This window comes from Thermomonospora sp. CIF 1 (assembly GCF_001896795.1).
Taxonomy (GTDB): domain Bacteria; phylum Actinomycetota; class Actinomycetes; order Streptosporangiales; family Streptosporangiaceae; genus Thermomonospora; species Thermomonospora curvata.
Window position 1 is genome coordinate 535,400 of record NZ_MOYN02000021.1, and the last position, 22,412, is coordinate 557,811.

Consider the following 22,412-nt stretch of genomic DNA (forward strand, 5'->3'; position numbering starts at 1 on the left):
AGATGACGAAACGACTGGCCATGGTCGGCCTCTTGTCCACCGCCCTCGGCGGCTCCCTGCTGGCGGCGCCGCCCGTCATGGCGGCGGAGCAGGCCGTCCAGGGCGGCGCCGTCGCGGTCACCCAAAGTCAGCAGGAGGTGGGCCAGGTCCAGCTGGGCGGCGACCGGCGCCGCAAGCGGAAGCGGAACCGCAACAGCAACCGCAACAACGTTTACGTTTACAACTACAACTACAACCTCAATGGCAATGCCAACGAAAACGACAACGAGCGTGACCGTTGGCAGCAGCACCACAAGTGGCACCACCACAAGTGGCACCACCGGCGTTACCACGGCTGGTACGACTACTGAACCTTCTGCAGCACGCCGTCTCCGCAGATTGAGACGGGGACGTTGCAGTCAGGTCCGATACTGTGATCTGGAACGTCGCAGTACCGGACACCTCGAGGCCCGTCCGCGGTGGCTTGGGTCAGGTGCTGAAAAAGGCCCACTGACGCGGCCGCGGAGGGCCTTCGGGGACATCCCGGACGGTGCCGAGGCCCGATCGGTGAAATGACGCGGTGCCCGGCACGGCCCGCCGCCGTCCGCCGACGCAGGCAAGGCCCCTGGCGGGACGCCGTGCCGCACGCGGCTCGCGCCCCCCAGGGGCCTTTACAACCGTCACCGGGCGAGGACGCCCGGAAGATCGGCCAGGCTCGCGATCACCGGGACGCCCGGGTCCGCACCTTTCTCTCCCCCGCGATCGAGCCAGATTCCTCGCAGCCCGGCCGCTTTCGCGGCGAGCGCATCGGTCTGGTGGCGGTCCCCCACGTAGGCGACCTCCTGCGGCGGCAGTCCCAGCCGCCGGCAGGCGATCTGGAAGATCTCCGGGTCCGGCTTGGCGACCCCGACCTCACCGGAGACGACCACCGTCGGCATCAGCGCGGCAAGGCCCGTCTGAGCCAACTTGCGCCGCTGCTGCTGTCCGTTTCCGTTGGTGACGACCCCCAGCGCCGCCTCCGGCCGCTCCCGCCGCAGCCGCTCCAGCGCGGGCAGCGCGTCCGGATACGTCCGCCACGCCCGCTCGTACTCGCGCAGATACCCGGTGAACCACTCGTCGGCCTGCTCGTCCGTCCAGGCCGGCAGCCCCAGCTCGGCTCTGAGCCGGGCGACCCGCAGCCGCCGCTGCTCCTGGAAGCCGATCTCTCCGGCCAGGTAGCGGTCCATGGCCGCATGCTCGATCTCGACCCACAACCGTCCCAGCGCCGCGGGCTCGACCCCCTCGGCCCCGTCCATGTCCGCCAGCGCGGCCACGACCGCGTCGGCGGCGGCCGACTCGTGATCGACCAGCGTCCCGTCGAGATCGAACAGCACACCCCTGATCGCGCTCACCGCACCACCCCCGGCCGAAGGTCACACGCCGGCCAGCGACAGTTTCGCGGCGAAGCCGAGGAAGAGGGCTCCGACCGCCGAGGTGGCCCAGGCCGACAGCCGCCTGCGGCTGCGGAAGGCCGCCGCCAGCCTCGCCCCGCCGAAGATCAGCACGCTCAGGTACAGGATGCTGACCAGCTGGGCGAAGGCCCCCAAAATCACAAAGGACAGCGCCGGGTAAGCGTATCCGGGATCGACGAACTGCACGAAGAAGGCCACAAAGAACAAGATCGCCTTCGGGTTGCTCAGGCTGATCACCAGGGCGCGCCGGTAGGGCCGCTCATCGGCGGCGAGCGCCGGCGCCTCCCGCGCCGCCTGATCCCGCCGCCTCCGCCACATCCCCCACGCGGCCCGCAGCATCCCGACGGCCAGCCAGGTCAGGTAACCGGCGCCCGCGTACTTGACGATCGCAAACAGCACGGCGTTCGCCTTGAGCAGCGAGGCCACCCCCGCGGCCGACAGCACCATCAGCACGACGTCCCCGCACCACACGCCCGCCGCGGCCAGATACCCGGCCCGCACCCCGCGCCGGGCCGCCACCGACAGCACGTACAGGGAGTTGGGCCCGGGAAGCAGGATGATGACGATGAGCCCTGCGAGATAGGTGGGAAGATCAACGACGCCGAACACGAAAAAACAGTGTCGCACGTCCCCTGACCTGCCCGAACACCGGTGCCGTCCGGGCCGGACGGCACGGCTCAGCCGACACCCACCTTGGCGTAGTGGAACACCTCCGGCGGCAGCGGATGGGCAAGACGCCAGTGGATGCGCATGGGGCGTTCACCCTCATGGTCCTGGTAGGTCATCGGCCCGGCGTAGGTGTAGGGGTCGCCCTTCTGCTTGCGCAGGAAGAGGTGGACGCTGGTGCCCCACTCCACGTGGTGGATGTAGCGCTGGCCGGTCTCAGAGTCCTCCCGGGTGCGGGACTGGGACTCCCAGTGGAAGAGCGTCGGGTCGACCGCCCGGTCGTTGTACATCGTGGTGGGTGAGAACTCTTTTTCGTCCTTGTCGATGGTCACCAGGAAGACATCGGCCTTCTCCTCGGGAAGCCACTGCACCCCGGCGACCATGGACGAGGTGACCTCCATCCCGAAGGCGGCCAGGGCCTCGCCCCGGGTGTAGCGGGCGTGCAGCCGCAACGGCAGGTGCGCGGCCTCGGGGACGACCGGGGTGACCCGGCGGATCCGGTCCCACAGCACATCGATGACGGCGAGCATCTCCTCCCGCCGCGCCGGGTTGGCCCACAGCCGCTCCAGGTGCCCTTCCAAGGCGCTGAGCGGCCTGGAGGCGTCGAAGAAGGTGTTCAGCATGGACAGCAGCCGGGTGCGCCGCAGGTCGGTGCCGGACGGCCGGGGCGGCTGCGGGCGGCTCAGCAGGTCCCGCAGGAACTGCAGGCGTTCGGGGTCGTCCACGTGCAGCATGCGGCCGATCGCCCTGCCCAGCGCCTGGTCGTCCTTGGCCGAGGTGACCGGGCGGGCGTCCAGGCCCGCGTCCCGGCGCAGCCGGGCCCAGCCGCCCCGCCCGCCGCGGTAGAGGTCCTCCAGCTCCAGCCCGGTCTCGGCGAGGAACTCCGGCAGCGACGGGTCGCCCATTCCGCGCAGTTCGCCGACCAGCTCAGCGCGGCGCCGGCCCAGGGCCTGCCTGATGTTCGCCAGGACGATCTTGCTGACCTCGCGGTCCAGGTCGATGGCGCATCCGGGCGGCAGCGTGGGGAAGCCCGCCTCGGCCTCCTTGAGCAGCCGGCTGCGGGGAATGCCGGTCAGCGCCGTGAAGCGCCGGTCGAAACGGAACTCCTTGCGCTGGTGCCCCACGAAGTCCAGCACGGTGAGGACGGCCTTGTCCGGCGCCGGCCGCAGGCCGCGGCCGAGCTGCTGCAGGAAGACCGTGGCGCTTTCGGTGGGACGCAGGAACAGCACGGTGTCGATCTGCGGCACGTCCACACCCTCGTTGAACAGGTCGACGGTGAAGACGGCCTTCAGCTCGCCGTCCTGGAGCAGGCACAAGGACTCCTCGCGCTCCTCGCGCGGGGTCTTGGAGGTGACCGCCCGGGAGGGGATGCCGCGGCGGTTGAACTCTTCGGCCATGTACTCGGCGTGCGCGATGCTCACGCAAAAGCCGACCGCCCGCATGCGGCTCAGATCGCCGACCTTGCGCTGCAGCGCCTCGACGACCATGGCCACCCGGGAGTCCAGGCCGGTGTAGAGGTTGGTCAGCTCCTCGGTGTCGTAACCGGCGCCGCGCCGCCAGCCGACCTTTGACAGGTCGGTGCCGTCATGGATGCCGAAGTAGTGGAAGGGGACGAGCAGTCCCCGTTCCAGCGCCTCCCACAGCCGCAGCTCGACGGTGAAACGGCCTGCGTCGAACCAGCGCAGGATGTCCTCGCCGTCCGGGCGTTCGGGAGTGGCGGTCAGCCCCACCAGCACATTCGGTTCGAGCCGGTCCAGCAGCCTGGCGTAGGAGGCGGCGGCCGCATGGTGGAACTCGTCCACGATGAGCATGCTGAAGCGGTCCGGCTCCAGGTGGGGAAGCTGGGACAGCGACTGGATGGACCCGAACACGTGCCGCCACTGCACGGGCCGGTGGCCGTCGACCAGCAGCTCCCCGAACGCGCCGTCCCCGAGGACGTGCCGGAAGGTGCGCAGGCTCTGCTCCAGGATCTCCTTGCGGTGCGCCACGAACAGCAGCGAGTCGACCTTGCCCTGCCGCCGCAGCCGCCGGTAGTCCAGCGCGGCCACGACGGTCTTGCCGGTCCCGGTGGCCATGACGACCAGGTTCCGCCAGTGCCCGTGCACCTGCCGGGCCGCCTCCAGCTCGTCCAGGATCTCCTGCTGGTAGGGGTAGGGCTCGACATGCCCGCCTCCGAGTTCCAGCGGGACGGGTGCCCGCTCTCCTCGCGCGGCGGCCAGTGCCCGCGCCAGCCGCCCGGGATCGTCGTAGACCTCGAAAGACGGGTCGTTCCAGTACTCCTCGAAGGTCGCCGCGAAGGTCTCGATCACGTGCGGCTGCTCCGCCCGGGCGATCCGCACGTTCCACTCCAGCCCGTCCAGCATGGCGCTGCGCGACAGGTTCGAAGAGCCCACATAGGCCGTGTCGAGCCGCGAGCGGCGGTGGAACAGCCACGCTTTGGCGTGCAAGCGGGTCCGCTGCACGTCATAGGAGATCTTGACCTCGGCTCCCAGTTCCACCAGGCGGTCCACGGCCCGCTGCTCGGTGGCTCCCAGGTAGGTGGTGGTGATGACGCGCAGCCGCCCGCCCCGGGCGGTGAAGGCGCGCAGGTCCTCCTCGATCAGCCGCAGCCCATGCCACCTGATGAACGCGCAGATCAGATCCACCTGGTCCGCCGAGGCCAGCTCTTTGGCGATCTCCCGGCCGAGTTGCGGCTGATCCCGCCCGTTGACCAGCAGCGCTCCCATCGACAGCGGGATCTCGGGCCGCCGCGGAAACGCCACCGTCCCATCGGGCAGCCGTCCGCCGGCGACCCCGAGCAGCACCTGTCCCTCTTCGGCCACCCGGTCGCCTTCGACCACGGCCCCCGGCACCAGCCGCCCGATCGCCTCCGCGATCCGGTTGGCGGTCTCGACCTGCCGCCCGAGCGCCCCTTCCCCCTGCTCCCCGACGATCCGCAACGCCCGCCGCGTCAGCACCGCCAGATGCCGGACGAGCAGCTCCTCGGCGTCCACGGCCTCCAGTCCGTCCCGGTGCACCAGCTCCGCATCGACCGTCCGCAGCCGCCTCCGCAGCTCACCGGTCACCACATGCTCGTAAACCCCAGGCGCCAACTCGGTCATGGCCGGCACTGTATCCACCAGCAGTGACAGACGACACTATTCACACGCTCATGACCGGATCAGCGGCGGGTTCATAACGCTGCCGCCGCACAACGGCATGTCCGCGGAGGAGATCGCCCGGTTCGCCGGCCGCAGCGGGACGCACGTCACGGAGACGGCGCCCCGGATCCGGCCGGTCCCGGCCCGGCCTCCGGGGCTCGTGGTCAGGCAGCCAGTTGGACGGAAACGAAAACAGGCCCTGGCCTGAGTCACTCGGCTAGGGCCTGACCTGCGTCTTTAGAAGACTTGAGCTGGCTCCCGCGATTGGACTCGAACCAATAACCTGCCGGTTAACAGCCGGCTGCTCTGCCAATTGAGCTACGCGGGACCGTGTGTGAGGGACTCCCTCGCACCGCGGCGGAACCAGACTAGCGCATCCGGACAGGTGCTCGTGCACGTATATGCGGGAGGGCGCCGACTGGCTTCGCCGATCGTGGGTATGGGGGTGGCACCCAAGAGCTAGCAGGGGGTGCCATGAAGATCAGGATTCCGTTCCTCGCGGGCCTGGCGGTCGGCTATGTGCTGGGAACGAAGGCCGGCCGGGAGCGGTACGAGCAGATCGTGCAGCAGTCGCGCAAGCTGGCCGAGCACCCGCGGGTCCAGGAGACCACGGAGGCGCTGCGGGCCAAGTCCGGGGAGCTGGCGGGGACGGCCAAGCAGAAGATGGGCGGCAAGCGGCACGCCGAGACCGGCGGGCCGGCCGATGAGGTGGGCGAGCGGGTGCCGACGGCGCAGCGGACCGGAGCGGAGACGCCGGGCACCGGCGAGCGCAGGTTCTCCGACACGCCCGCCGGAGTGGCCGGCAGGACCGGGGCGGGCCCCGCGGGCGCCGGCGGTCCCGGCAAAGGCCCGAAGGAGACCGGGACGCCCGGGCGGCGCGGGCCGCGCTGAGGCGGCCTTACAGGCCCGTCTGGCGGCGCAGGTCCTCCAGCACCTGCTCGGCCTGGGCGCGCAGGCCCGGATCGTCGGGGTCGAGCCCGGCCTCGAACAGCATCGCCCAGCGCACCTCCCCGGTGGCCGGCGAGCGGCGGCCGGTGATGCGGACCCTGCCGCCGCCGGGCAGGGTCGCCGGGTGAGAGACCACCACGGTGGAGGTGACCCGTTCCCGGACGGTCTCGGGCACCGACCCGGGGTCGGTGAGCCCGATGCGGTGCGTCGGGCCCGCGGAGGTCTCCTGAACGACCAGCCGCCCGTTCTCCCAGACGGCGCGGTCGATGCGCTCCCACGGCAAGCGGACGAAGCCGCCGTCACCGGTGGGCAGGTGCAGCGCCAGGGTGGTGGCGACCACGTGAGAGCCGCCCCGGGTGGGAGCGAAGGCCAGCGGGCGCTCGCCGCGCGCCAGCTCCAGGCGGGCCCGCACGGACGCGGGCAGGCGGTTGCGGGTGAAGATCCGCAGCATGCGCTCCACCGTACCGATCAGGCCGCCCGGGGGGCGCGGCGGGCGGCCAGCAGGTCCAGCACGAGCGAGGCCGAGCAGCTGTAGTCGTGGCCGCCGCGGCCGGCGCCGTCGAACGGATCGAAGTACTCCCGGAACCCCGACTGGCGCACCAGCCGCAGCGTGGCGCCCTGCAGCAGGTCGGCGACCACGGTCAGGCCGTGGGCGGCGGCTCCCAGCCACAGCAGCCAGTTGGTGCTGATCCAGGTCGGGCCGCGCCAGTAGTCCCCCCTGTCGAAACAGGACGCCTGGACGTCGCAGGTGGGCACCGGGTATCCGGTGGCCCCGGCGAAGCGGCCCGACAGCAGCAGCTCGACCAGGGAGCGCAGGATGGGCCGGGGCAGCTCGGGGTCCAGCAGCGGGCCGAAGGACGAGACGGTCAGCGCCGGGATGAGACGGCCGGTGCGCAGGTCCAGCGCCCGGAAACAGCCCGCCTCGGGGTCCCACAGCCGATCCAGCAGGGCGCGGTGGATGCGCTGGGCCTGCTCCCGGTGCGGCACCGGATCGTGCCCGGTGATCTCGGCGATCTCCGCCAGCGCGTGCGCGGAGGCCAGGTAGACGGCGTTGAACAGCGGGTCCTCGGCCGCGAAGGGATGTTCCTCGCGCAGGTGGCCGGGGGCGTAACCGGCCCGGCGCAGCAGGACGACCAGCCACACGTAACGGTCGTGGTCCTCACCGGCGGGCGGGCGCGGCGGGCGGCCGGGCGCGTACGCCGACGGCGGCGGGTCCAGGGCGGCCAGCGGGCGGTCCCAGGCGGGGCTGTTGTCCAGGCCGGACTCCCAGGGGTGGCAGATGGCCGCCAGGCCCGCCCCGCCCAGGTCGCGGCAGCGGGACAGATAGCGGTGCTGGGCGGCCAGCGGCCGGTAGATGCGGGCCAGGAAGGCGCGGCTGCGTTCGGCCTCGTCGGCGGTGGCCGACTCATGCAGCCGCAGGGCCGCCAGGGCGTGCAGCGGCGGCTGGGTGAGGCCGGAGGTGTCCAGGTCCCGGGGCGTGCCCGCGATGGTGCGGCTGCGCCACAGGTCGGGGCCGGGGAAGTAGCCGTGCCGGGTGAGGCGGGGGTGGAAGACGATGTGCGGCAGCAGCCCGTCGGACCACTGGCCCCGGAACACCGACAGCAGTTCGCGTTCGGCGCGTTCCCTGCGGTGCCGGGCCAGTCCCACGCTGATGAACGCCGAGTCCCAGCTCCACAGGTGCGGGTACAGCCCCGGAGAGGGTGCGGTGCCGCATCCGGTCCAGTTGTCGTCCAGGACCCGGGCCGCCGCCCGCCACAGCGCGGTCTCGTCCCCGGTCAAAGGGGTGTTCATGCCTTCAAGCGTGAACCGCCGGTGACGGCTTGCCTAGAGCCGTTCGGGTTCGCTCCCCGTCCGGTCCGCGGGCCGCAGAAGACGCCGCCAGCGGCCGGTGGCGGGGATGGCGGCGGGGTCCAGGACGTGGCCGAGGAGACGCTCGACGATCTCCTCGCCGGCGGCGACGCCCCGCGCGGCGGTGACGGCGGTGTTGGGGGCGCTCCAGCCGGTCTCGGCCAGCTCGCCGTGCGAGGGGCGCAGCGCCAGGTCGGCCGCCTCCAGCAGTTCGATGTCCAGCAGCGAGTCCCCGGCGGCCAGCATCCGGTCGGCGCCGGCGCGGCGGGCGACCTCGGCGGCGGCGGACGCCTTGCTCAGCCCCGAGGGCAGGCAGTAGACCTTGCGGCCCTGCAGGGAGGTCCGCCAGCCGCGTTCGGCGCACCAGGCCGACAGCTCCGCCAGCCAGCCCGCCGGAAGCGCCGCCCGGTCGACGACGGCGTAGGCGAACAGCTCGGAGGCGGTCCGCAGCCTGTGCACGAACCCGCCGGCGATCCGGCTCAGATGCTCGCGGACTTCGGCGAGCTCGGCGCCGGTCTCGGCGACGCGGGCGCGCACCCGGCCGGCCCAGCCGGCGTCCTCCGCCCCGTCCACCAGGATGTGGCCGCCGTTGGCGCAGACGGCGTACGGGAGGGGTTTGCCCAGCAGGCGGACGCGGCGGTACTGCTCGGGTGTGCGCGTGGTCACCGGGACGAGCACGGCGGCCTCGGCGAGCCGCTCGATCAGGATCGCCGCCGTCTCGGTGACGTACGACAGCGGCGCGGCCCGGTAGTGCTCCACGCACAGCAGCCGGGGCAGGGTCTCGTCGGGTCCTTCCAGGGCGAGCGCGGCGGCCGAGTAGATCAGCGTCCGGTCCAGGTCGGTGCACACCACCGTCCTCATCGCGCACCGCCCGGGTGCGGGTGCGGACGGATCAGGCCCATGCAGGCGTAGGGGAAGGCGTCCGGCTCCACCTCGACCACGGGGACGCCGCGTTCGGCCGCCAGCAGCCTGATGTGGGCCAGCTCGCGGCGGTCCAGCATGTCGGCGCGGGCCAGCACCTGCCAGGGGACGCGGCGCAGCAGCACCCGGGTGGTCTCCCCCACCCCCGGTTTGATCAGGTTGAGGTCGTCGATGCCGTAGCGTTCCCCGATCCGCCGCACCGCCCGCCGGCCCGCCCAGTCCGGCCTGCGGTCGGCGGCGCGATGGGCGGGCCAGTCGGCGGCGACCTGCGCGGCGACCTGCTCGAAGCGGGCGCAGACGGTGTCGATGAACAGCCCCGACACATCGCCCGCGGCCAGTTCGGCGTAGAACTTGGCGCCGTGGAAGTCGCCCGGCCCGATCAGCTCATCGTTGAGCACCGTCCGGCTGACCAGGCCGGAGACGGTGGAGTTCAGGCAGGCCGAGGGGATGAGGAAGTCGTCGCGGGTGCCGAAGATCTCCGCGCAGCGCCCGGGGTCGGCCAGCACCGCCAGCTCGCCGGGGAAGCGCACCCCCTCCTCCCGGGCGTGGGCGTCCAGGGCGGCGGCCAGCTCGCTTGCGATGGCGCCCTTGCCGGTCCAGCCGTCCACGAACATGACCGCCGCCGGGTCGTGGTGGCGGGCCAGGTAGCGCAGTGCGACGCGGTCGATGCCCCGGCCGCGCACGATGCTCATCGCATAGTGCGGCAGCTCCAGCCCGTGGATCGCGCGGGCCCAGCGCCGGATCAGCACGCCGATGGGGGTGCCGGCGCGGGCCAGCGAGACCAGCACCGCCCCCGGACCCCGCTCGGCCAGGATCAGTTCGGCGACCAGCCCGACCGCGTACGCCAGCCGGGTGGCCGACTCCTGCAGCGCCCGGTGGAACAGTTCCTGGTACTGCGGGCTGGGCCGGTACTCCACCGGCAGCGACTCGGCGTAGTGGGCGCGGCCGGACTGGATCGCCGCCTCCCGTTCCTCGGCCGGCGCCTCCAGGCGGACGTGCGAGAGGTCCTTCAACAGCCAGGCGACGTCCTCGGCCGGGTAGCTGCCGAAGTCCGGGCCGCGCAGCGGGCTCGGCAACGTGCGCGTGCTCAACGATCCCCCCTTCGGGCGGGCGTGCGGACGGGCAGCACGGCCATGGTGACCGGGGCGAGTTCACGCAGCCGGGCCGCCAGTCCCTTTTCCAGGAGCGGGGTGTCCCCGGCCCGGTCCACCACCAGCACGATCGCCTCGAACGCGCGGTCACGGTCGCCGCCGGGGGCCACGTTGTAGGCGTAGCGCTCCCCGGGGCCGTCGGCCGGGTCGTCGTGGGCGGGGAAGGTCAGGCGGGTGCGGATGGCGTACCCGGGGTCGTCCACGGCCAGCACCGGGGAGCGGGTGGTGGTCGAATAGCGGACCTGTGCGGCCGGCAGCAGGTCGGCCAGGGCCTCGGCCAGCCGCAGCGGCGCGTACATCAGCTCCTCAAAGCCCAGCACCAGCACCCGGCGCGCCGCGGCGGGCAGCGTCTCGGCGAGCCGGGCGGCCATGGCCGGCAGTTCGGCCTCCAGGTGCCGGCGGTGCTCGGGGAGGAAGCCGTGCCGGCCGCCCTCCGGCAGGTCCTGCGGCCAGGCCAGATCGATCCTGACGAGCGGGTGCGCGCGGCCGCACGGCCGGGGCGGGGCGGGTGCGCAAGCGGTGGCGGCCACCAGTTCCCGGCCCGCCCGCAGCACGTCCGCGGGCAGTTCCACCCGGCCGCGGGCCAGCGCGACCGCGTCGATGCGCGCCCCCAGCTCGTCGGCGAGGGCCGCCATGCGCGCCCGGTCCTGCGGGCCGCGCACGTCCACCAGGGACGCCAGCACGTAGTGGTCGCGGGGGTGCGCGGCGTGCAGGGCGCGGATCGTGTTGAGCGCCGTGGTGCCGGTGGACAGCTCATCGTCGACCAGCACCACCGGCCCGGCGGTCTCCATCAGCGCCGGGTCGGCGGGCAGCAGCAGGTGGCTGGTGGCGTGGCTGTGCTCCTCCTCGAACCCCCCGTACGGCGGCACCCCCGGGACGGGGCGGCGGGTGGAGTGCAGGTAGACGGCGCCGCCCAGGGCGTCGGCCACCGAGTGGCCGAGCGCGGTCGCGGTCTCGGCGTAGCCGATCACCAGCGCGGGCATCGGGGCCGCCGGCGCCTCCCGCAGCATGTCCCGCAGGCGCGCGGCGGGCCGCGCACCGTCCGGCGGGTTCCGTTCGGCGGCCAGGGCGGCGCGCAGGGCGGCGCCGGCGGCATCGGCGGCCGGCTGCGGCAGTCCGGCGATGCGGCGGCCCAGCAGCAGGCCGGCCCCGTGGACCAGGCGGGGGTCGGTCGGCACGTGCTTGCCCAGCACCGCCGAGACCAGCAGGTGGGCGCGGCGCGGGTTGCGCCGCACCGCCAGGCCGACCAGGTCGCGCAGGCCGGCCCCGAAGGGACGGTCGGCATCGCGCAGCGCGATGCCCAGCCGCTCGGCGACCCAGGCGCCGTTCCACCCGGTCACAGGCCGCCCGCCGCTTCCAGCAGTTCCACGAACGTGACGTCCTCCGCCGCCACCCCGAACACCTGGGCGCGCAGCATGAGCCGTTCGGCCCAGGCCCGGTGGGGCTTGGCCTCGTTCATCTTGTTGGCATACGAGCTGGCCATGGCGCCGCCGCCGTCGACCCCGAGGATGTCGGCGGCGTCGCAGTACTCCTCGTGGGTGACCACCGACAGCGCGTGCACGGCCGCGACGTGGGAGGGGTGGATGACGGTCTTGCCGATCAGCCCGTTGGCCTTGTCCAGGTGCACCTCGCGGATCAGCCCGTCCAGTTCGGCGCTGATGAGGTGGCGGCGCAGCCCGGTGGCGGCGCGGCGTTCGAACGGCGACTGCCGCAGCTGGGGCTTGAACATCCGCTCCCCGGCCGAGAAGTACTCCCAGACCGGGCCGGTGACCACGAAGCCGGTGCCGTCGGCCCGGCCCAGCACGTTGACCACGTCGGCGATCACCGCGGCCACCGGCTGGATGTCGTAGATGGTCAGGTCGGGCGGGCGGCGCAGCCCGTAGGCGGCGCTCAGGTCGGTGGCGCCCAGCCGCACCGCCAGGATCGAGTCGGCGTACTTGGCCAGCAGCCGCGCCACGTCCTGCAGCATCTCGGCGCGGGTCTCGGCGTAGATGGCCTCCCGGCTCTCGATCACCGGCATGGCCAGCAGCCGGCGCGCGGCCAGCGGGCTGGTCTGCACCAGCGCGTCCAGGAACGCTCCACCGGTGGCCGCGGTGAACTTCGGCAGCACGAATCCGCTGACCAGCTCGACCGCATCGCCCAGCCGCCGGGTCAGGTCGCCGATCTGCTCGGGGGTGCGGACCCGGATGAACAGCAGCGGGGCGGCGCTGCCGGAGGCGTGGACGCGGCGCAGCTGGTCGATCATGTTGGCCTCGGCCGCGGGCACCTGGTCGTCGGGGATGGCGTCCTCCAGGCACACCACCATGCTCATCACACCGTGCCGGACGGCCTTGACGATGTCGTGGGCCAGCGTGGGGCGGGTCGCCGGGCTGTAGAGCGTGGCGCCGAGCGCCACCGCCAGCAGCGCCGGGTCGGTGTCACGGTCGAAGGGGCGGGGCTGACGAACGAACAGGCGTTTGCGCCGGGCGGCGGAGACGTGGTCGAAGTGTCGCATGGGAGCGGTTCCTTTCCACGGCCTGCCAGGCCCCAGAGCAACGGCACCGCACGGCGGGCCCGGTCCGCATCCCGGAACCATATACGGGAGATATGCCTATCTGTGGCATTTGGACAGGTGAATCGTGCGTCAGAGCACCCGGTGCGGCGGGCCGGGACGGGCCGGCCCTCGCACCCCCGCCGGAGCCGTCGGGCGCCGTGGGCCCATCCGCCCCGGCGGCGAGAGCACGGGCGCTTCACAGGTATTGCGTCACCACGGGCAGCAGGTGCTGGAAGGTGCGGCCGGTGGCGGTGGCCCCGATCGCGGTCATCGACCAGCCGGAGCCCTCCCGGCTCACCTTGGCCATGATCTGCGCGGTGTGCGGCCCGGAGCCCGACAGGTCGTAGCGGGCCAGCTCCCGGCCCGTGCTCTCGTCCACCAGCCGGCAGAAGGCGCCCGCGATCTGCGAGAAGTCCTGCCCGCTGAAGGAGTTGACGGTGAACACCAGCTGGGCGACGTTGCCCGGCAGCGCGGTCAGGTCGACCCGGATCGACTCATCGTCCCCCTCGCCGTCACCGGTGAGGTTGTCGCCGGTGTGCTGCACGGCGCCGTCCTTGCTGCGCAGCTGGCGGAACCAGACCGCGTCCACGAGGTTGCCGGAGGCGTCGAACAGCAGGCAGGAGGCGTCCAGGTCGGTCGGCTGGGTCTTGGACCGGCCGAACAGCCCTCTTTTGACCACCGGGTCCCAGCCCAAGCCCATCCTGACCCGGGTGAGCGCGCCGCCGTCCGGCTTGGCCAGCGAGACCTTCTGCCCCTTGCTCAGCGAGACGGACATGGCCGCATCATTCCCCGGTCAGCGCCCCGCTCCCCGACACGCTCGTGGGGTGCAGTTCCTCCGCCCCGTCTGGGCCGGCCTCACCCGGTGAGGCGCCGTTTCGCTCGCGCCGGTTGCGCAGCACCGAGGACAGGAAGGCGGCGATGATCAGGCCCGCGCCGAGCCCGCCGGTGATCGCCTCGGGGACGTGGACGGCGATGCTGATCAGCATGCAGACGGCCAGGGCGCCGATGGCCCAGTGCGCGCCGTGCTCGAGGTAGACGTACTCGTGCAGGGTGCCCTTGCGCACCAGGAACACCGTCAGCGAACGGATGTACATCGCACCGATGCCCAGGCCCAGCATGATGACGACCGGGTCGGTGCTGATGGCGAACGCCCCGATGACCCCGTCGAAGGAGAACGAGGCGTCCAGCACCTCCAGGTACAGGAACAGGAAGAACCCGGCCTTGCCGGTGGCCAGCACCAGCCCGTTGGGGCCGGTGGTGCCCTTGACGGCGGGGACCTTGACCTCCTCCTCGCCGTCGCCGTCGTCCTCGCCGCCCTGGGAGAACAGCTCGCCGAGCCCGTTGACCAGGATGTAGGTCACCATGCCCAGCACGCCGGCGATCATCACCTGACCGGTGTCCTCGGCGAACAGCCCGGCCACCAGGGCCAGGGCGCCGGCCGCCACGACCACCGAGAGCTGGTCGAGCTTGCCGATCCGCGCCAGCGGGCGTTCCAGCCACGGCAGCCATTTGTCCGCGCGTTCCTCGAACACGAAGTCCAGGAACAGCATCATCAGGAACATGCCGCCGAACGCCGCGATCGTCGGATACGCCTCATGCATCCGGTGGGCGTATTCCTTCGGATCGTTGAAGGCCAGATCAAAGGCCTCGATCGGCGTCATCTGAGCGGTGATCCCGACGATCAGCAGCGGGAAGAGCAGCCGCATGCCGAACACCGCGATGGCGATGCCGATGGTCAGGAAGATCTTCTGCCAGAAGGTGCTCATCCGTTCCAGCACCTTGGCGTTGACCACGGCGTTGTCGAACGAGAGCGAGATCTCCAAAACGGCGAGGACGGCCACCAGCGCCAGCCCGGCCGGCCCGCCGTACAGCAGTGCGGCGAGCAGGCCCAAACCGGTGATGGCGAACGACCACCCGAAGGTGCGAAGAATCATGAACGAATTTCTGGTCGGCGGGGTAGCGTCAGCGATCAGCCTACGTTGACGCCGAAGTCCATGGCGATACCGGCCAAGCCCGAAGCATACCCTTGGCCGACCGCCCGGAACTTCCACTCGGACTGATAGCGGTAAAGCTCACCGAAGATCATTGCGGTCTCGGTGGAGGCGTCCTCGGTGAGGTCGAAACGGGCCAGCTCGGAGTTGTCGGACCGGTTGACGATGCGGATGAAGGCGTTGCGGACCTGACCGAAGGTCTGGCCGCGGTTGTCGGCGTCATAGATCGACACCGGGAAGACGATGCGCTCGCACTCGGGCGGGACGGCGGTCAGATCGACGTTGATGACCTCGTCGTCGCCCTCGCCCTCACCGGTGAGGTTGTCACCGGTGTGCTCCACCGAGCCGTCGGGGCTGCGCAGGTTGTTGTAGAACACGAAGTGCCGGTCGGAGAGGACCTTGCCGTTGGCGCCCAGCATCAGCGCCGAGGCGTCCAGGTCGAAGTCCGCGCCGGTCGTGGTCCGCACATCCCAGCCCAGGCCGACCGACACTGCAGTCAGGTTGGGCGCGGCCTTGGTCAGCGAGACGTTGCCGCCTTTGGCGAGGGAAACTCCCATGGTCGGCTGCTCCTACTCCCTTGTGCTGCCTGCTGGTCCCTTGCGCGTCCCCGGAGCCGGATCTTCGGTGCCCGGTCCGGATACGGAAGACGAAATCAGACGTTGACCCCGAAGTCCATAGCGATGCCGGCCAGTCCCGAGGCATAGCCCTGGCCGATGGCGCGGAATTTCCACTCCGCGCCGTGGCGGTAAAGCTCACCGAAAACCATGGCGGTCTCGGTGGAGGCGTCCTCGGACAGGTCATAGCGGGCCAGCTCGTTGCCGTCGGCCTGGTTGACCACGCGGATGAAGGCGTTGCGGACCTGGCCGAAGTTCTGGCCGCGCGAGTCGGCCTCGTAGATGGAGACGGCGAACGCCACCCGCTGCGCCTGCGGGGGCAGGGCGGTCAGGTCGACCTTGATCTGCTCGTCGTCGCCCTCTCCCGCCCCGGTGAGGTTGTCGCCGCTGTGCACCACGGCGCCCTCCGGGCTGCGCAGATTGTTGAAGAAGACGAAGTGCTGATCCGACAGCACCTTGCCGGAGGCGTCGACGACGATGGCCGAGGCGTCCAGATCGAAGTCGGTACCGGTGGTGGTGCGCACATCCCAGCCCAGGCCGACGGTGACCGCGGTCAGGCCGGGTGCCTGCTTGGTGAGCGAGACATTGCCGCCCTTGCTCAGACTGACGCCCAACAGTACCTCCAGGTTGCTTTTCCAGTCGCCATCGACCGAAGGCCGACATCCGTAAGACGTCGTGGCGATGCTATCCGTTCCGCTGCGTCCCGTCGGCCCGCAAACGGCAGGATCGAACCGTCCTGGGAGGATGAACGCACTGCCTGGCGTGAGCGAGACTAGGGGGAGCCAAAGATCAGGCCACGGGACGGCCCGTCCCGGGCCGGTCGGAGCAGGACGGCACGGCGGAGGCGCAGTGCGGGGAGCGGGCGAACGGCGTCGGCGGGGCCGCCGCGACGGGGCGGCGCAGACCGCCAGGGCGGCCGCGGTCGCGGTGCGGGAGAACGCCGCCACCGCCTTCTACGACATGGAGCAGACGCAGCGGTACGTCGGCGGGCGGGTCACCCTCTTCGCCGATCTGGACCCGGCCGCCGCAGAGAGCGCCCAGCGCGAGTTCGCCGACCTCAACGGCAAGGCCGACCACGCCGCTCGCGCCTATATCACCGTGCTGGACGCCCACAACCTCGACGACGAGAGCCGGTCGGCGGCCGAGTACGACGCCGCGCGGCGGGCCCTGACGGCCGTGCTCGAACGGCTCACCGGCGTCACCGAGGAGCTGAACGCCTTCGCCGTCCGGCTGGGGGCGCGGCTGGAGCGGCTGGAGGCCGCGCTGGATCAGCTGCCGCCCCGCCTGACGGCCGCCCGGCAGGCGGTGGCGGCGGCCGAGGAGGCCATCGAGCGGGCCCGGCGGGCCGGGATGGACGCCGCCGAGCCCGAGGCCGTGCTGGCCCGGGCGCACGACCTGCTGGCCAAGGTGTCCGCCCCGGGGCTGGGCGGGCTGGGCCTGTCGGGGGCGATGGAGGCGGCCGACGAGGCGCGCCGGCTGGCCGAGACCGCCCGCGAGCAGGCCGAGGAGCTGCCGAAGGCCGCCGAGAAGGTCCGGCATGCGCTGATCGCGGTGCGCACCCGGGTGGAGGCGGTGGCCGGGCGGATCGAGCCGGTGCGGGAGGCGATGAGCCGCCTGCTGCGCGGCTACTCGCTGGCGTGCTGGCAGGACCTGAAGAACGCCCCGAGTGCGATCGAGGAGGGGGTGGCCCGGGCGCGGGAGCGCATCGCCGAGGCCGAGGCGCACGCCGGGCGGGGCGAGTGGGCGCAGGCCCAGCGGGCGCTGACCGCCGCGCGCACCGAGCTGAACGCCGCCGACCGGCGGGCCGGGCAGGTCACCGGGCGGCTGGCCGACCTGGAGGCCACCGCGGCCGACCCCGCGGCGCCCGCCGAGGCGGTCCGTTTCACCGTGCGCGACGCCCAGCGGCTGGTGGTCACCGCCGGTTCGGCCATCTCTCCCCGGCACGCCCGGGACCTGGACGCCCTGGTACGGCGCCTGGAGGCGGCCCCGTCCAAGCTCCGCGGCCCGCACCCGGACTACTGGTCCTACCTGCAGGAGCTGGAGTCGATCAAAACCGCCGCCCGGGACGTGGTGGAACGGGTCCGCGCCGAACGCGCCGGCCGCGGCTGACCCGCCCCCGGGGACCGCCGGCTCGGCCCGGGGAGGTCGCGTCCGGCCGGACGCCGCCTCGAGGGGTTCTCAGTGGGTGCCGTCGCCGTGCAGGCCGATGGTCAGGTTGCGGGCGACCACGGGCGGACGGCTCGGATGCGGCTGCGGGACCGCCTGGGAGTAGGGGTGCTGGCCCGGCTGCTGGGCGGGAGCCGCCTCGGCCACCACGGCGGTGCCGTAGGCGCACACCTCATGGCCGCCCCGGCCCGGTCCGCCGGCGACGAAGGCGTTGTCGAAGCACATGCCCACCACCGCGTTGGCCCCCATCCGCTGGGCCTCCTCGGCCAGTCGCTGGATCGCCTCCCGCCGGGCGGCGGCCAGTCCGGGGCCCGGCTGCTCGGCGGCCGGCACGCGGAAGGTGCCGCTGTTGGACGCCGGGGCCGCGCCCCCGCCCTGATCGCTGTGCACGGCCACCCCGAACACCGGGCCGAGCACCCTGCGGATCTCGAAACCCGGCAGGCCATCAGTCGTGACGATCAGCATGCCCCCACCGTAGACGACCGGCGGGGCCTCATGCCCCTTGTTGGATCTCTTCGACCACGCTGGTGCCTTTGCCCGGCCGGGACTCCCACTCCCAGGTCTCCTCCAGCCGCAGCCGCCCGTCCGGCAGCACCCGCACCACCGACACGCAGTGGCCGTTGGCCGTCTCACCCGCGGTGTTGAGCTGGGTGTAGCGGAAGTCCAGGCGGTCGCCGTCGCGGGTGCCCACCAGGTAGCCGCGCCGGATCTCACCTCCGGCGTAGCAGGCCCAGATCTCGCCGTCCCGCTCGTGGTAGGTGAAGATCGTGGCGGGTGTGACCTCGCCGCCGGACACGTCGGCGACGGCGCGAAAGCGCCTGCCGTCGAGGGAAGGGGCCGTCATCGGAGCGATCCTAGCGGCGGTCCTTCGACGGGCCGGCGGCCGTCTTCGGCCGGTGGCGCCGCACCCGGGGAGCAAAAGCCCGCGACTTGGCCTCCTGCCAGGTCACGGGCTGCACTCGCGGGTTTCCCCCTATTCCAGATACTCGCGCAGCACCCCAGGTTTGGCATTGTGCTATGACCTGGGAAAACGAGGTCAGCGAGAAGCGTTGTACCCGGAATTATTCTTGACTGGCAGACCGGCGGACGGGCCTCACGACAAGGCGGCCCCGACCGGTGGGGCAAGCACCGGAACGGGGCCTAGAGATCGCCTGAATTGGAGGCGACCCCATGAGGTCCAAGTCTGTCATCTCGCCGCCGGAAGGTGGCTCGAACACCGGGAACTGCCCGCCATGGTGCGACGGTGAGCACCCCGCCGACGCGGGCGCCGTCCACAGTCACGAGGTCGGCGCCGCCTGCATCGACGGCAAGCGCGTGTTCGTCTTCCTGCTGCAGGTCCCCGGCCGTCTGAGGTCCCCGGCGGCGCCCGTGGTGGCCATCTCCGGCCCGGTGTACGTCGAGATCGACGCCGGCCGGCACGACGGCGTGGCCACGCTGCTGACCCTGTGCGGACAGAACGAACTGGCCGACCTGGTTCGCCGGGCCGCCGCCGTCCTGGGGGACGGGGGTGAGGGTCGGTGAAGCCGCGTCTGATCTCGGCGTCGCCCGGCGTGATCGACGCCGATGGCCTGGACTCCCTGATCGATGGCGTGATGGCGATGCTGGCCGCTCAGGGCTTCCAGTTGAACGAGAACGCCCGAACCGCGGTGATGTCCGGTGTGTCCACCGGGCTGCAGGCGTCGGGGTACTGGGTGGACCTGGGCGACGGAGAAGGCCCGATCAACGTCTTCCACTTCGGCCGCCGACCGGCCGGGCCGCCCGCGCTGCGGGTGGTCCCGGGCGGTGATGCGGGAGGTGCGGCATGAAGCCGAACGTCCGACTGCTGCGGGCAACGCTGGCGCTGGGGTTGACCGACGAACAGGCGGCCGTGCTGTTCGCCCCGGACAACACCTTGGCCGACCTGCGGCGGATCGTGGCCGATCTGGTCGAGGGCGGCGGCCGGTGAACGCCGCGGACCGGTTGATCCGGGTCATCACGGCCGGGACGGTGGTCGCGCTCGGCGCCATCGCCGCCGTGGTGAGCTACCGGCACGCGTACCAGGTGGCGGCCACGTATGGGGAGACCGGCCTCACCGCGGCGTTGACGCCGCTGACCCCTGACGGGCTGGTGCTGGTCGCGTCGTTGGTGATGCTGGACGCGGCCCGCCGCGACGCCCAGGCGCCCGCCCTGGCCCGGTGGGCGCTGGGGATGGGCGTCGCGGCGACGGTGGCCGTCAACGTGCTGCACGGCCTCGACCACGGCCTCGTCGGGGCGGTGGTCGCGGCGTGGCCGGCGGTCACGCTCGTGGTGGTGGTCGAGTTGCTCATGGGGTTGATCCGGCGCGGCCGGTCGGCCCCGCCGGTCCCGCCGGTCGCGACCGCGGAGGGGACCGGCCTCGAGCACCCGGCCCCGATGTGGTGGCCGTTGCCCGCCCTCGACGTCCCGCCCGCTCTCGACAGGATCGCGGTCGCGACCGGTCCCGGACCGGACGGGCCGCAGGTCGCCGGGCCCGGCGAACAGGACGGCGCGCCGGAAGGGGAGGTCTCCCCCGAGATGATCGCGACCGCCCGGGAACGGTTCGCCGAAACGCTCGCGACCGGTGGTCTGCCCTCGATACGGGAGATCCGCCGCAAGCTGCACGTCGGGTACCCGAAGGCGAAGGCCCTGCGGGCGGCCGCGGACCGCCGTGGCGGGGCGCTGACCCCCACCAGTGCGAGAGGAGTAACCGCCATGTCCGCCCCGAAGGTGCGCGTCGTCAAGGTCCGCCTCAGCGGTGAGGGAGACGACGCCGGCCAGCCGTTGACACCCGCCGCGCCATCGAGCCCGGCCGCCGGTAGGCCCGCTTCCGGGCACCCAGGCCTGGCCCTCATTGGCCGGGGCGGGCAGACCTTCGCTGGTTACATTTGTAACCACGCCAGCCGCATTGATCAGTTGGGATGCGCGGTGGCGGTTGAACCCCCACCGTTCCCGGTCCCTCGACCTTGACACCCCGCCGCGGACCGCCATGGCGGGGCGTCACGCGTTCGGCGAAGCGCAACGGCAACTGCAACCGGCCGTGCCCATCCGGGCGGCCCCACGCGCAGGCGCGTCGCGCGCACGCGCGCGCGTGGGGCCGGAGAGGCCAGTGTCCGCCATGGCAGACACGACGTCGTGCGCGACGCGCGCGTGGGGCCGGATATGGCGACGCCCCGCCGGGACGGTCGGCCGGGCGGGGCGTTGCGCATGTTCCCTGCCCGTGGTGCGGCGTGGCCGCGTACCTTGGGCAGTGGGTTAGGAACAGTTCTCAGGGTAGGTCATCCATGTCCACCCCACGTGATGACGGCGCGCGCCGGATCGGTGAGAACGTGCGCGCGGCCAGGCGGTTCCGCGGCTTGTCCATCGAGGCGGCGGCCGGTCTGGTCGGACGGTCCAAGTCGTGGCTGAGCAAGATCGAAAACGGACATCTGCGGTTGGACCGCCGCGCGGACATCGCGGCGTTGGCCGAAGCGCTGGAAGTATCGGCGGCTGATCTACTGGGGGAGCCGGCCCCGGCGATTCGGCCTCACCGGCGGGTCTTCGGCGATGTGGTCGCCCTGCGGGAAGTCCTGTTGGATTCCACCCTGGACGATCCGGCGGACGTGCCCGCCCGGCCGCTGGACGCCCTGGCGGCGCTGGCCGGCGGGCAGATCGCCCGGCATCGGCGGGCCGCTGACCATGCGGCGTTGACGACGGTGCTGCCGGGGGTGCTGGCCGAACTGCAGGTGCACGCCGCGGCCGGCGACGAACAGCAGCGGGCGCGGGCGTTGCGGCTGCTGGTGGATCTGCTGACCGGGGCGACGTTCACCCTGCGGCACCTGGGGCAGCCCGACCTGGCGTGGATCGCCGCGGACCGGGCCATGCAGGCGGCTCGTGCCCTGGATGACCCGGTGATGATCGGGGCGGCGACGTTCGCCCGTGCGCACTGCCGGCCGTCTGCGTCGCTGTCGCGGGCGCTGCGGGGCGTTGCCGCGGCGGCGGACCGTCTGGAGCCTCATCTGAGCGCCGGAGACCGGTACGGGTTCGAGGTGCTGGGGATGCTGCGGCTGTCGGCGGGGCTTGACGCGCAGATCCGCGGTGATCACACCGCCGCCGCCGATCACGTCGCCGCCGCTGCCGAGATCGCCGGCCGGTTCGGTGACCGCCCGGACGCCTTCCAGTGGTTCGGCCCCGCCAACGTCGCCACGTGGCGGACGATGCTCGCGGTCGAGGCCGGAGACCCTGAGAAGGCGTTGCAGGCCGCCGCTGGGGTTGACCCGGCCCGGATCACCAGCCGGGGCCGCCGGGCCGCGTTGGCGATCGAACAGGCCCGTGCGCGGGCCATGCTGGGCGATGGGGACGGCGCGGTCAGGGACCTTCGGCGGGCCGAGAAACTCGACGCGGCCCGCGTCCACAAGAACGCCCTCGTTCGTGAGCTGGTGGCCGACCTGTTCGACAGGGCGCCAAGCCGTGACCTGCGCGGACTGGCGTGGCGGATGAACCTGATCTAAAGCGGGCCGCAACAGGGTTTCCGCGCGGAAACACCGGCCCGGCCGCCGCCGCCTACCGTGCCCGGAGCAAGCGGCCCCGGCCCGACGTTCGCGGCGTCGGGAGGTCCCGGGGCCTAGGCCCGGACGCGGGAGGTCCGAACCTTGACGCCGAACGTACCCCAGCCCAGACCCCCAGCCCAGACCCCCGATTCCACCGCCGCCGACACCCCCGGCCCGGACGTGCTGGCCGACCTGCAACGCCAAGTCGGCGCCCAGTGGGTGACCTGGCACGGCAACTACACCCGCCGCTACTGGGCGATGCCCTGCCCGCCCTTCCCCTGGTTCGGGCTTATCGAGGGCCGCACCCCCGCCGACCTGCTGGCCAGGGTGCGCGAAGTCCAGGCGTGCCACCGGCCCGGGGGGACGCGATGACCGCGGCCAACTCCCTCGACGGGCCTGAGCTGTTCCCATGGGAAGTCCGTAGCGAGGACGGGGAGACCCACGAAAGCGGAGTGTCGGACGACTGGGCGGCGGCGGCCCG

At 72.3% G+C, this 22,412-nt stretch carries 24 protein-coding genes and 1 tRNA gene; 9 read left to right on the top strand and 16 right to left on the bottom strand.

Annotated elements, in window-relative coordinates:
- Positions 1-2 precede the first annotated feature (2 nt).
- Positions 3-350 carry a hypothetical protein gene (locus tag BUE48_RS15725; protein ID WP_012853504.1) on the top strand — a complete coding sequence of 116 codons (348 nt, stop codon included), beginning with the start codon at positions 3-5 and terminating at the stop codon, positions 348-350.
- A 309-nt stretch (positions 351-659) separates the two neighbouring features.
- On the opposite strand, the gene BUE48_RS15730 is transcribed toward BUE48_RS15725, so the two are convergent.
- The 4 genes from BUE48_RS15730 to BUE48_RS15745 all read right to left on the bottom strand — a co-directional run bounded on the left by BUE48_RS15730 (position 660) and on the right by BUE48_RS15745 (position 5,564).
- Complete coding sequence (locus BUE48_RS15730) at positions 660-1,370, bottom strand: HAD family hydrolase (RefSeq protein WP_286990310.1); 711 nt, start codon at positions 1,368-1,370, stop codon at positions 660-662.
- A 21-nt stretch (positions 1,371-1,391) separates the two neighbouring features.
- Positions 1,392-2,039 carry a leucine efflux protein LeuE gene (leuE, locus tag BUE48_RS15735; protein ID WP_012853506.1) on the bottom strand — a complete coding sequence of 216 codons (648 nt, stop codon included), beginning with the start codon at positions 2,037-2,039 and terminating at the stop codon, positions 1,392-1,394.
- A gap of 68 nt (positions 2,040-2,107) precedes the next feature.
- Positions 2,108-5,197, bottom strand: coding sequence for a DEAD/DEAH box helicase (locus BUE48_RS15740; RefSeq protein WP_286990311.1), 3,090 nt, complete (start codon positions 5,195-5,197; stop codon positions 2,108-2,110).
- Positions 5,198-5,488: 291 nt separating this feature from the next.
- Positions 5,489-5,564, bottom strand: a tRNA-Asn gene (locus BUE48_RS15745).
- Between the two features lie 146 nt (positions 5,565-5,710).
- Between BUE48_RS15745 and BUE48_RS15750 the strand changes: the two genes are divergently transcribed.
- On the top strand, positions 5,711-6,127 hold the full coding sequence (locus BUE48_RS15750; protein ID WP_012853508.1) for a hypothetical protein: 417 nt from the start codon (positions 5,711-5,713) through the stop codon (positions 6,125-6,127).
- 7 nt (positions 6,128-6,134) lie between these two features.
- Here BUE48_RS15750 and BUE48_RS15755 read toward each other — a convergent pair whose 3' ends face one another.
- The 10 genes from BUE48_RS15755 to BUE48_RS15800 all read right to left on the bottom strand — a co-directional run bounded on the left by BUE48_RS15755 (position 6,135) and on the right by BUE48_RS15800 (position 15,856).
- Positions 6,135-6,635: a hypothetical protein gene (locus BUE48_RS15755; RefSeq protein ID WP_012853509.1), complete on the bottom strand. Its 501-nt coding sequence runs from the start codon at positions 6,633-6,635 to the stop codon at positions 6,135-6,137.
- Between the two features lie 17 nt (positions 6,636-6,652).
- Positions 6,653-7,975: an MGH1-like glycoside hydrolase domain-containing protein gene (locus BUE48_RS15760; protein WP_286990313.1), complete on the bottom strand. Its 1,323-nt coding sequence runs from the start codon at positions 7,973-7,975 to the stop codon at positions 6,653-6,655.
- A gap of 33 nt (positions 7,976-8,008) precedes the next feature.
- Positions 8,009-8,893 carry a hypothetical protein gene (locus BUE48_RS15765; RefSeq protein ID WP_012853511.1) on the bottom strand — a complete coding sequence of 295 codons (885 nt, stop codon included), beginning with the start codon at positions 8,891-8,893 and terminating at the stop codon, positions 8,009-8,011.
- A complete protein-coding gene (locus BUE48_RS15770; protein ID WP_286990314.1) occupies positions 8,890-10,044 on the bottom strand; it encodes a cysteine protease StiP family protein in 1,155 nt (384 codons plus the stop codon). The genes BUE48_RS15765 and BUE48_RS15770 overlap by 4 nt, the downstream gene beginning before the upstream one ends.
- Positions 10,041-11,444 (bottom strand): phosphoribosyltransferase family protein, encoded by a 1,404-nt coding sequence (locus tag BUE48_RS15775; RefSeq protein ID WP_012853513.1) that lies wholly within the window; start codon positions 11,442-11,444, stop codon positions 10,041-10,043. Before BUE48_RS15775 ends, BUE48_RS15770 begins: the two co-directional genes overlap by 4 nt.
- On the bottom strand, positions 11,441-12,598 hold the full coding sequence (locus BUE48_RS15780) for an HpcH/HpaI aldolase/citrate lyase family protein (protein WP_286990317.1): 1,158 nt from the start codon (positions 12,596-12,598) through the stop codon (positions 11,441-11,443). The genes BUE48_RS15775 and BUE48_RS15780 overlap by 4 nt, the downstream gene beginning before the upstream one ends.
- Before the next feature lie 235 nt (positions 12,599-12,833).
- The gene (locus tag BUE48_RS15785) at positions 12,834-13,412 is read right to left on the bottom strand and encodes a TerD family protein (RefSeq protein ID WP_012853515.1); all 579 of its coding nucleotides are present in this window, start codon (positions 13,410-13,412) and stop codon (positions 12,834-12,836) included.
- A gap of 7 nt (positions 13,413-13,419) precedes the next feature.
- Entirely contained in the window at positions 13,420-14,571 is a 1,152-nt protein-coding gene (locus BUE48_RS15790) for a DUF475 domain-containing protein (protein ID WP_286990318.1), read from the bottom strand.
- 35 nt (positions 14,572-14,606) lie between these two features.
- On the bottom strand, positions 14,607-15,185 hold the full coding sequence (locus BUE48_RS15795; protein ID WP_012853517.1) for a TerD family protein: 579 nt from the start codon (positions 15,183-15,185) through the stop codon (positions 14,607-14,609).
- Positions 15,186-15,280: 95 nt separating this feature from the next.
- Entirely contained in the window at positions 15,281-15,856 is a 576-nt protein-coding gene (locus tag BUE48_RS15800; RefSeq protein WP_012853518.1) for a TerD family protein, read from the bottom strand.
- Positions 15,857-16,091: 235 nt separating this feature from the next.
- On the opposite strand from BUE48_RS15800, the gene BUE48_RS15805 reads away from it, so the two are divergent.
- The gene (locus BUE48_RS15805) at positions 16,092-17,351 is read left to right on the top strand and encodes a molecular chaperone DnaJ (RefSeq protein ID WP_286990320.1); all 1,260 of its coding nucleotides are present in this window, start codon (positions 16,092-16,094) and stop codon (positions 17,349-17,351) included.
- Between the two features lie 69 nt (positions 17,352-17,420).
- Here BUE48_RS15805 and BUE48_RS15810 read toward each other — a convergent pair whose 3' ends face one another.
- The gene (locus BUE48_RS15810; protein WP_012853520.1) at positions 17,421-17,873 is read right to left on the bottom strand and encodes a YbjQ family protein; all 453 of its coding nucleotides are present in this window, start codon (positions 17,871-17,873) and stop codon (positions 17,421-17,423) included.
- Positions 17,874-17,901: 28 nt separating this feature from the next.
- Entirely contained in the window at positions 17,902-18,252 is a 351-nt protein-coding gene (locus BUE48_RS15815; protein ID WP_012853521.1) for an avidin-fold protein, read from the bottom strand.
- A 326-nt stretch (positions 18,253-18,578) separates the two neighbouring features.
- On the opposite strand from BUE48_RS15815, the gene BUE48_RS15820 reads away from it, so the two are divergent.
- The 6 genes from BUE48_RS15820 (at position 18,579) to BUE48_RS15845 (ending at position 22,303) form a co-directional block, all read left to right on the top strand.
- Positions 18,579-18,929 (top strand): hypothetical protein, encoded by a 351-nt coding sequence (locus BUE48_RS15820; protein WP_286990321.1) that lies wholly within the window; start codon positions 18,579-18,581, stop codon positions 18,927-18,929.
- Positions 18,926-19,213: a hypothetical protein gene (locus BUE48_RS15825; protein WP_286990322.1), complete on the top strand. Its 288-nt coding sequence runs from the start codon at positions 18,926-18,928 to the stop codon at positions 19,211-19,213. The genes BUE48_RS15820 and BUE48_RS15825 overlap by 4 nt, the downstream gene beginning before the upstream one ends.
- Positions 19,210-19,353 carry a hypothetical protein gene (locus tag BUE48_RS15830; protein WP_286990323.1) on the top strand — a complete coding sequence of 48 codons (144 nt, stop codon included), beginning with the start codon at positions 19,210-19,212 and terminating at the stop codon, positions 19,351-19,353. The genes BUE48_RS15825 and BUE48_RS15830 overlap by 4 nt, the downstream gene beginning before the upstream one ends.
- Complete coding sequence (locus BUE48_RS15835) at positions 19,350-20,372, top strand: DUF2637 domain-containing protein (RefSeq protein ID WP_286990324.1); 1,023 nt, start codon at positions 19,350-19,352, stop codon at positions 20,370-20,372. Before BUE48_RS15830 ends, BUE48_RS15835 begins: the two co-directional genes overlap by 4 nt.
- Before the next feature lie 314 nt (positions 20,373-20,686).
- On the top strand, positions 20,687-21,892 hold the full coding sequence (locus BUE48_RS15840) for a helix-turn-helix domain-containing protein (RefSeq protein WP_286990325.1): 1,206 nt from the start codon (positions 20,687-20,689) through the stop codon (positions 21,890-21,892).
- Between the two features lie 141 nt (positions 21,893-22,033).
- A complete protein-coding gene (locus BUE48_RS15845; RefSeq protein ID WP_286990327.1) occupies positions 22,034-22,303 on the top strand; it encodes a hypothetical protein in 270 nt (89 codons plus the stop codon).
- The last annotated feature ends 109 nt before the right edge of the window (positions 22,304-22,412 follow it).

Coding starts and splice junctions, on each gene's coding strand:
- BUE48_RS15725 (WP_012853504.1), top strand. CDS start 3: ATGACGAAACGACTGGCCATGGTCGGCCTCTTGTCCACCGCCCTCGGC.
- BUE48_RS15740 (WP_286990311.1), bottom strand. CDS start 5,197: ATGACCGAGTTGGCGCCTGGGGTTTACGAGCATGTGGTGACCGGTGAG.
- BUE48_RS15750 (WP_012853508.1), top strand. CDS start 5,711: ATGAAGATCAGGATTCCGTTCCTCGCGGGCCTGGCGGTCGGCTATGTG.
- BUE48_RS15755 (WP_012853509.1), bottom strand. CDS start 6,635: ATGCTGCGGATCTTCACCCGCAACCGCCTGCCCGCGTCCGTGCGGGCC.
- BUE48_RS15760 (WP_286990313.1), bottom strand. CDS start 7,975: ATGAACACCCCTTTGACCGGGGACGAGACCGCGCTGTGGCGGGCGGCG.
- BUE48_RS15765 (WP_012853511.1), bottom strand. CDS start 8,893: ATGAGGACGGTGGTGTGCACCGACCTGGACCGGACGCTGATCTACTCG.
- BUE48_RS15780 (WP_286990317.1), bottom strand. CDS start 12,598: ATGCGACACTTCGACCACGTCTCCGCCGCCCGGCGCAAACGCCTGTTC.
- BUE48_RS15785 (WP_012853515.1), bottom strand. CDS start 13,412: ATGTCCGTCTCGCTGAGCAAGGGGCAGAAGGTCTCGCTGGCCAAGCCG.
- BUE48_RS15790 (WP_286990318.1), bottom strand. CDS start 14,571: ATGATTCTTCGCACCTTCGGGTGGTCGTTCGCCATCACCGGTTTGGGC.
- BUE48_RS15795 (WP_012853517.1), bottom strand. CDS start 15,185: ATGGGAGTTTCCCTCGCCAAAGGCGGCAACGTCTCGCTGACCAAGGCC.
- BUE48_RS15810 (WP_012853520.1), bottom strand. CDS start 17,873: ATGCTGATCGTCACGACTGATGGCCTGCCGGGTTTCGAGATCCGCAGG.
- BUE48_RS15815 (WP_012853521.1), bottom strand. CDS start 18,252: ATGACGGCCCCTTCCCTCGACGGCAGGCGCTTTCGCGCCGTCGCCGAC.
- BUE48_RS15820 (WP_286990321.1), top strand. CDS start 18,579: ATGAGGTCCAAGTCTGTCATCTCGCCGCCGGAAGGTGGCTCGAACACC.
- BUE48_RS15830 (WP_286990323.1), top strand. CDS start 19,210: ATGAAGCCGAACGTCCGACTGCTGCGGGCAACGCTGGCGCTGGGGTTG.
- BUE48_RS15840 (WP_286990325.1), top strand. CDS start 20,687: ATGTCCACCCCACGTGATGACGGCGCGCGCCGGATCGGTGAGAACGTG.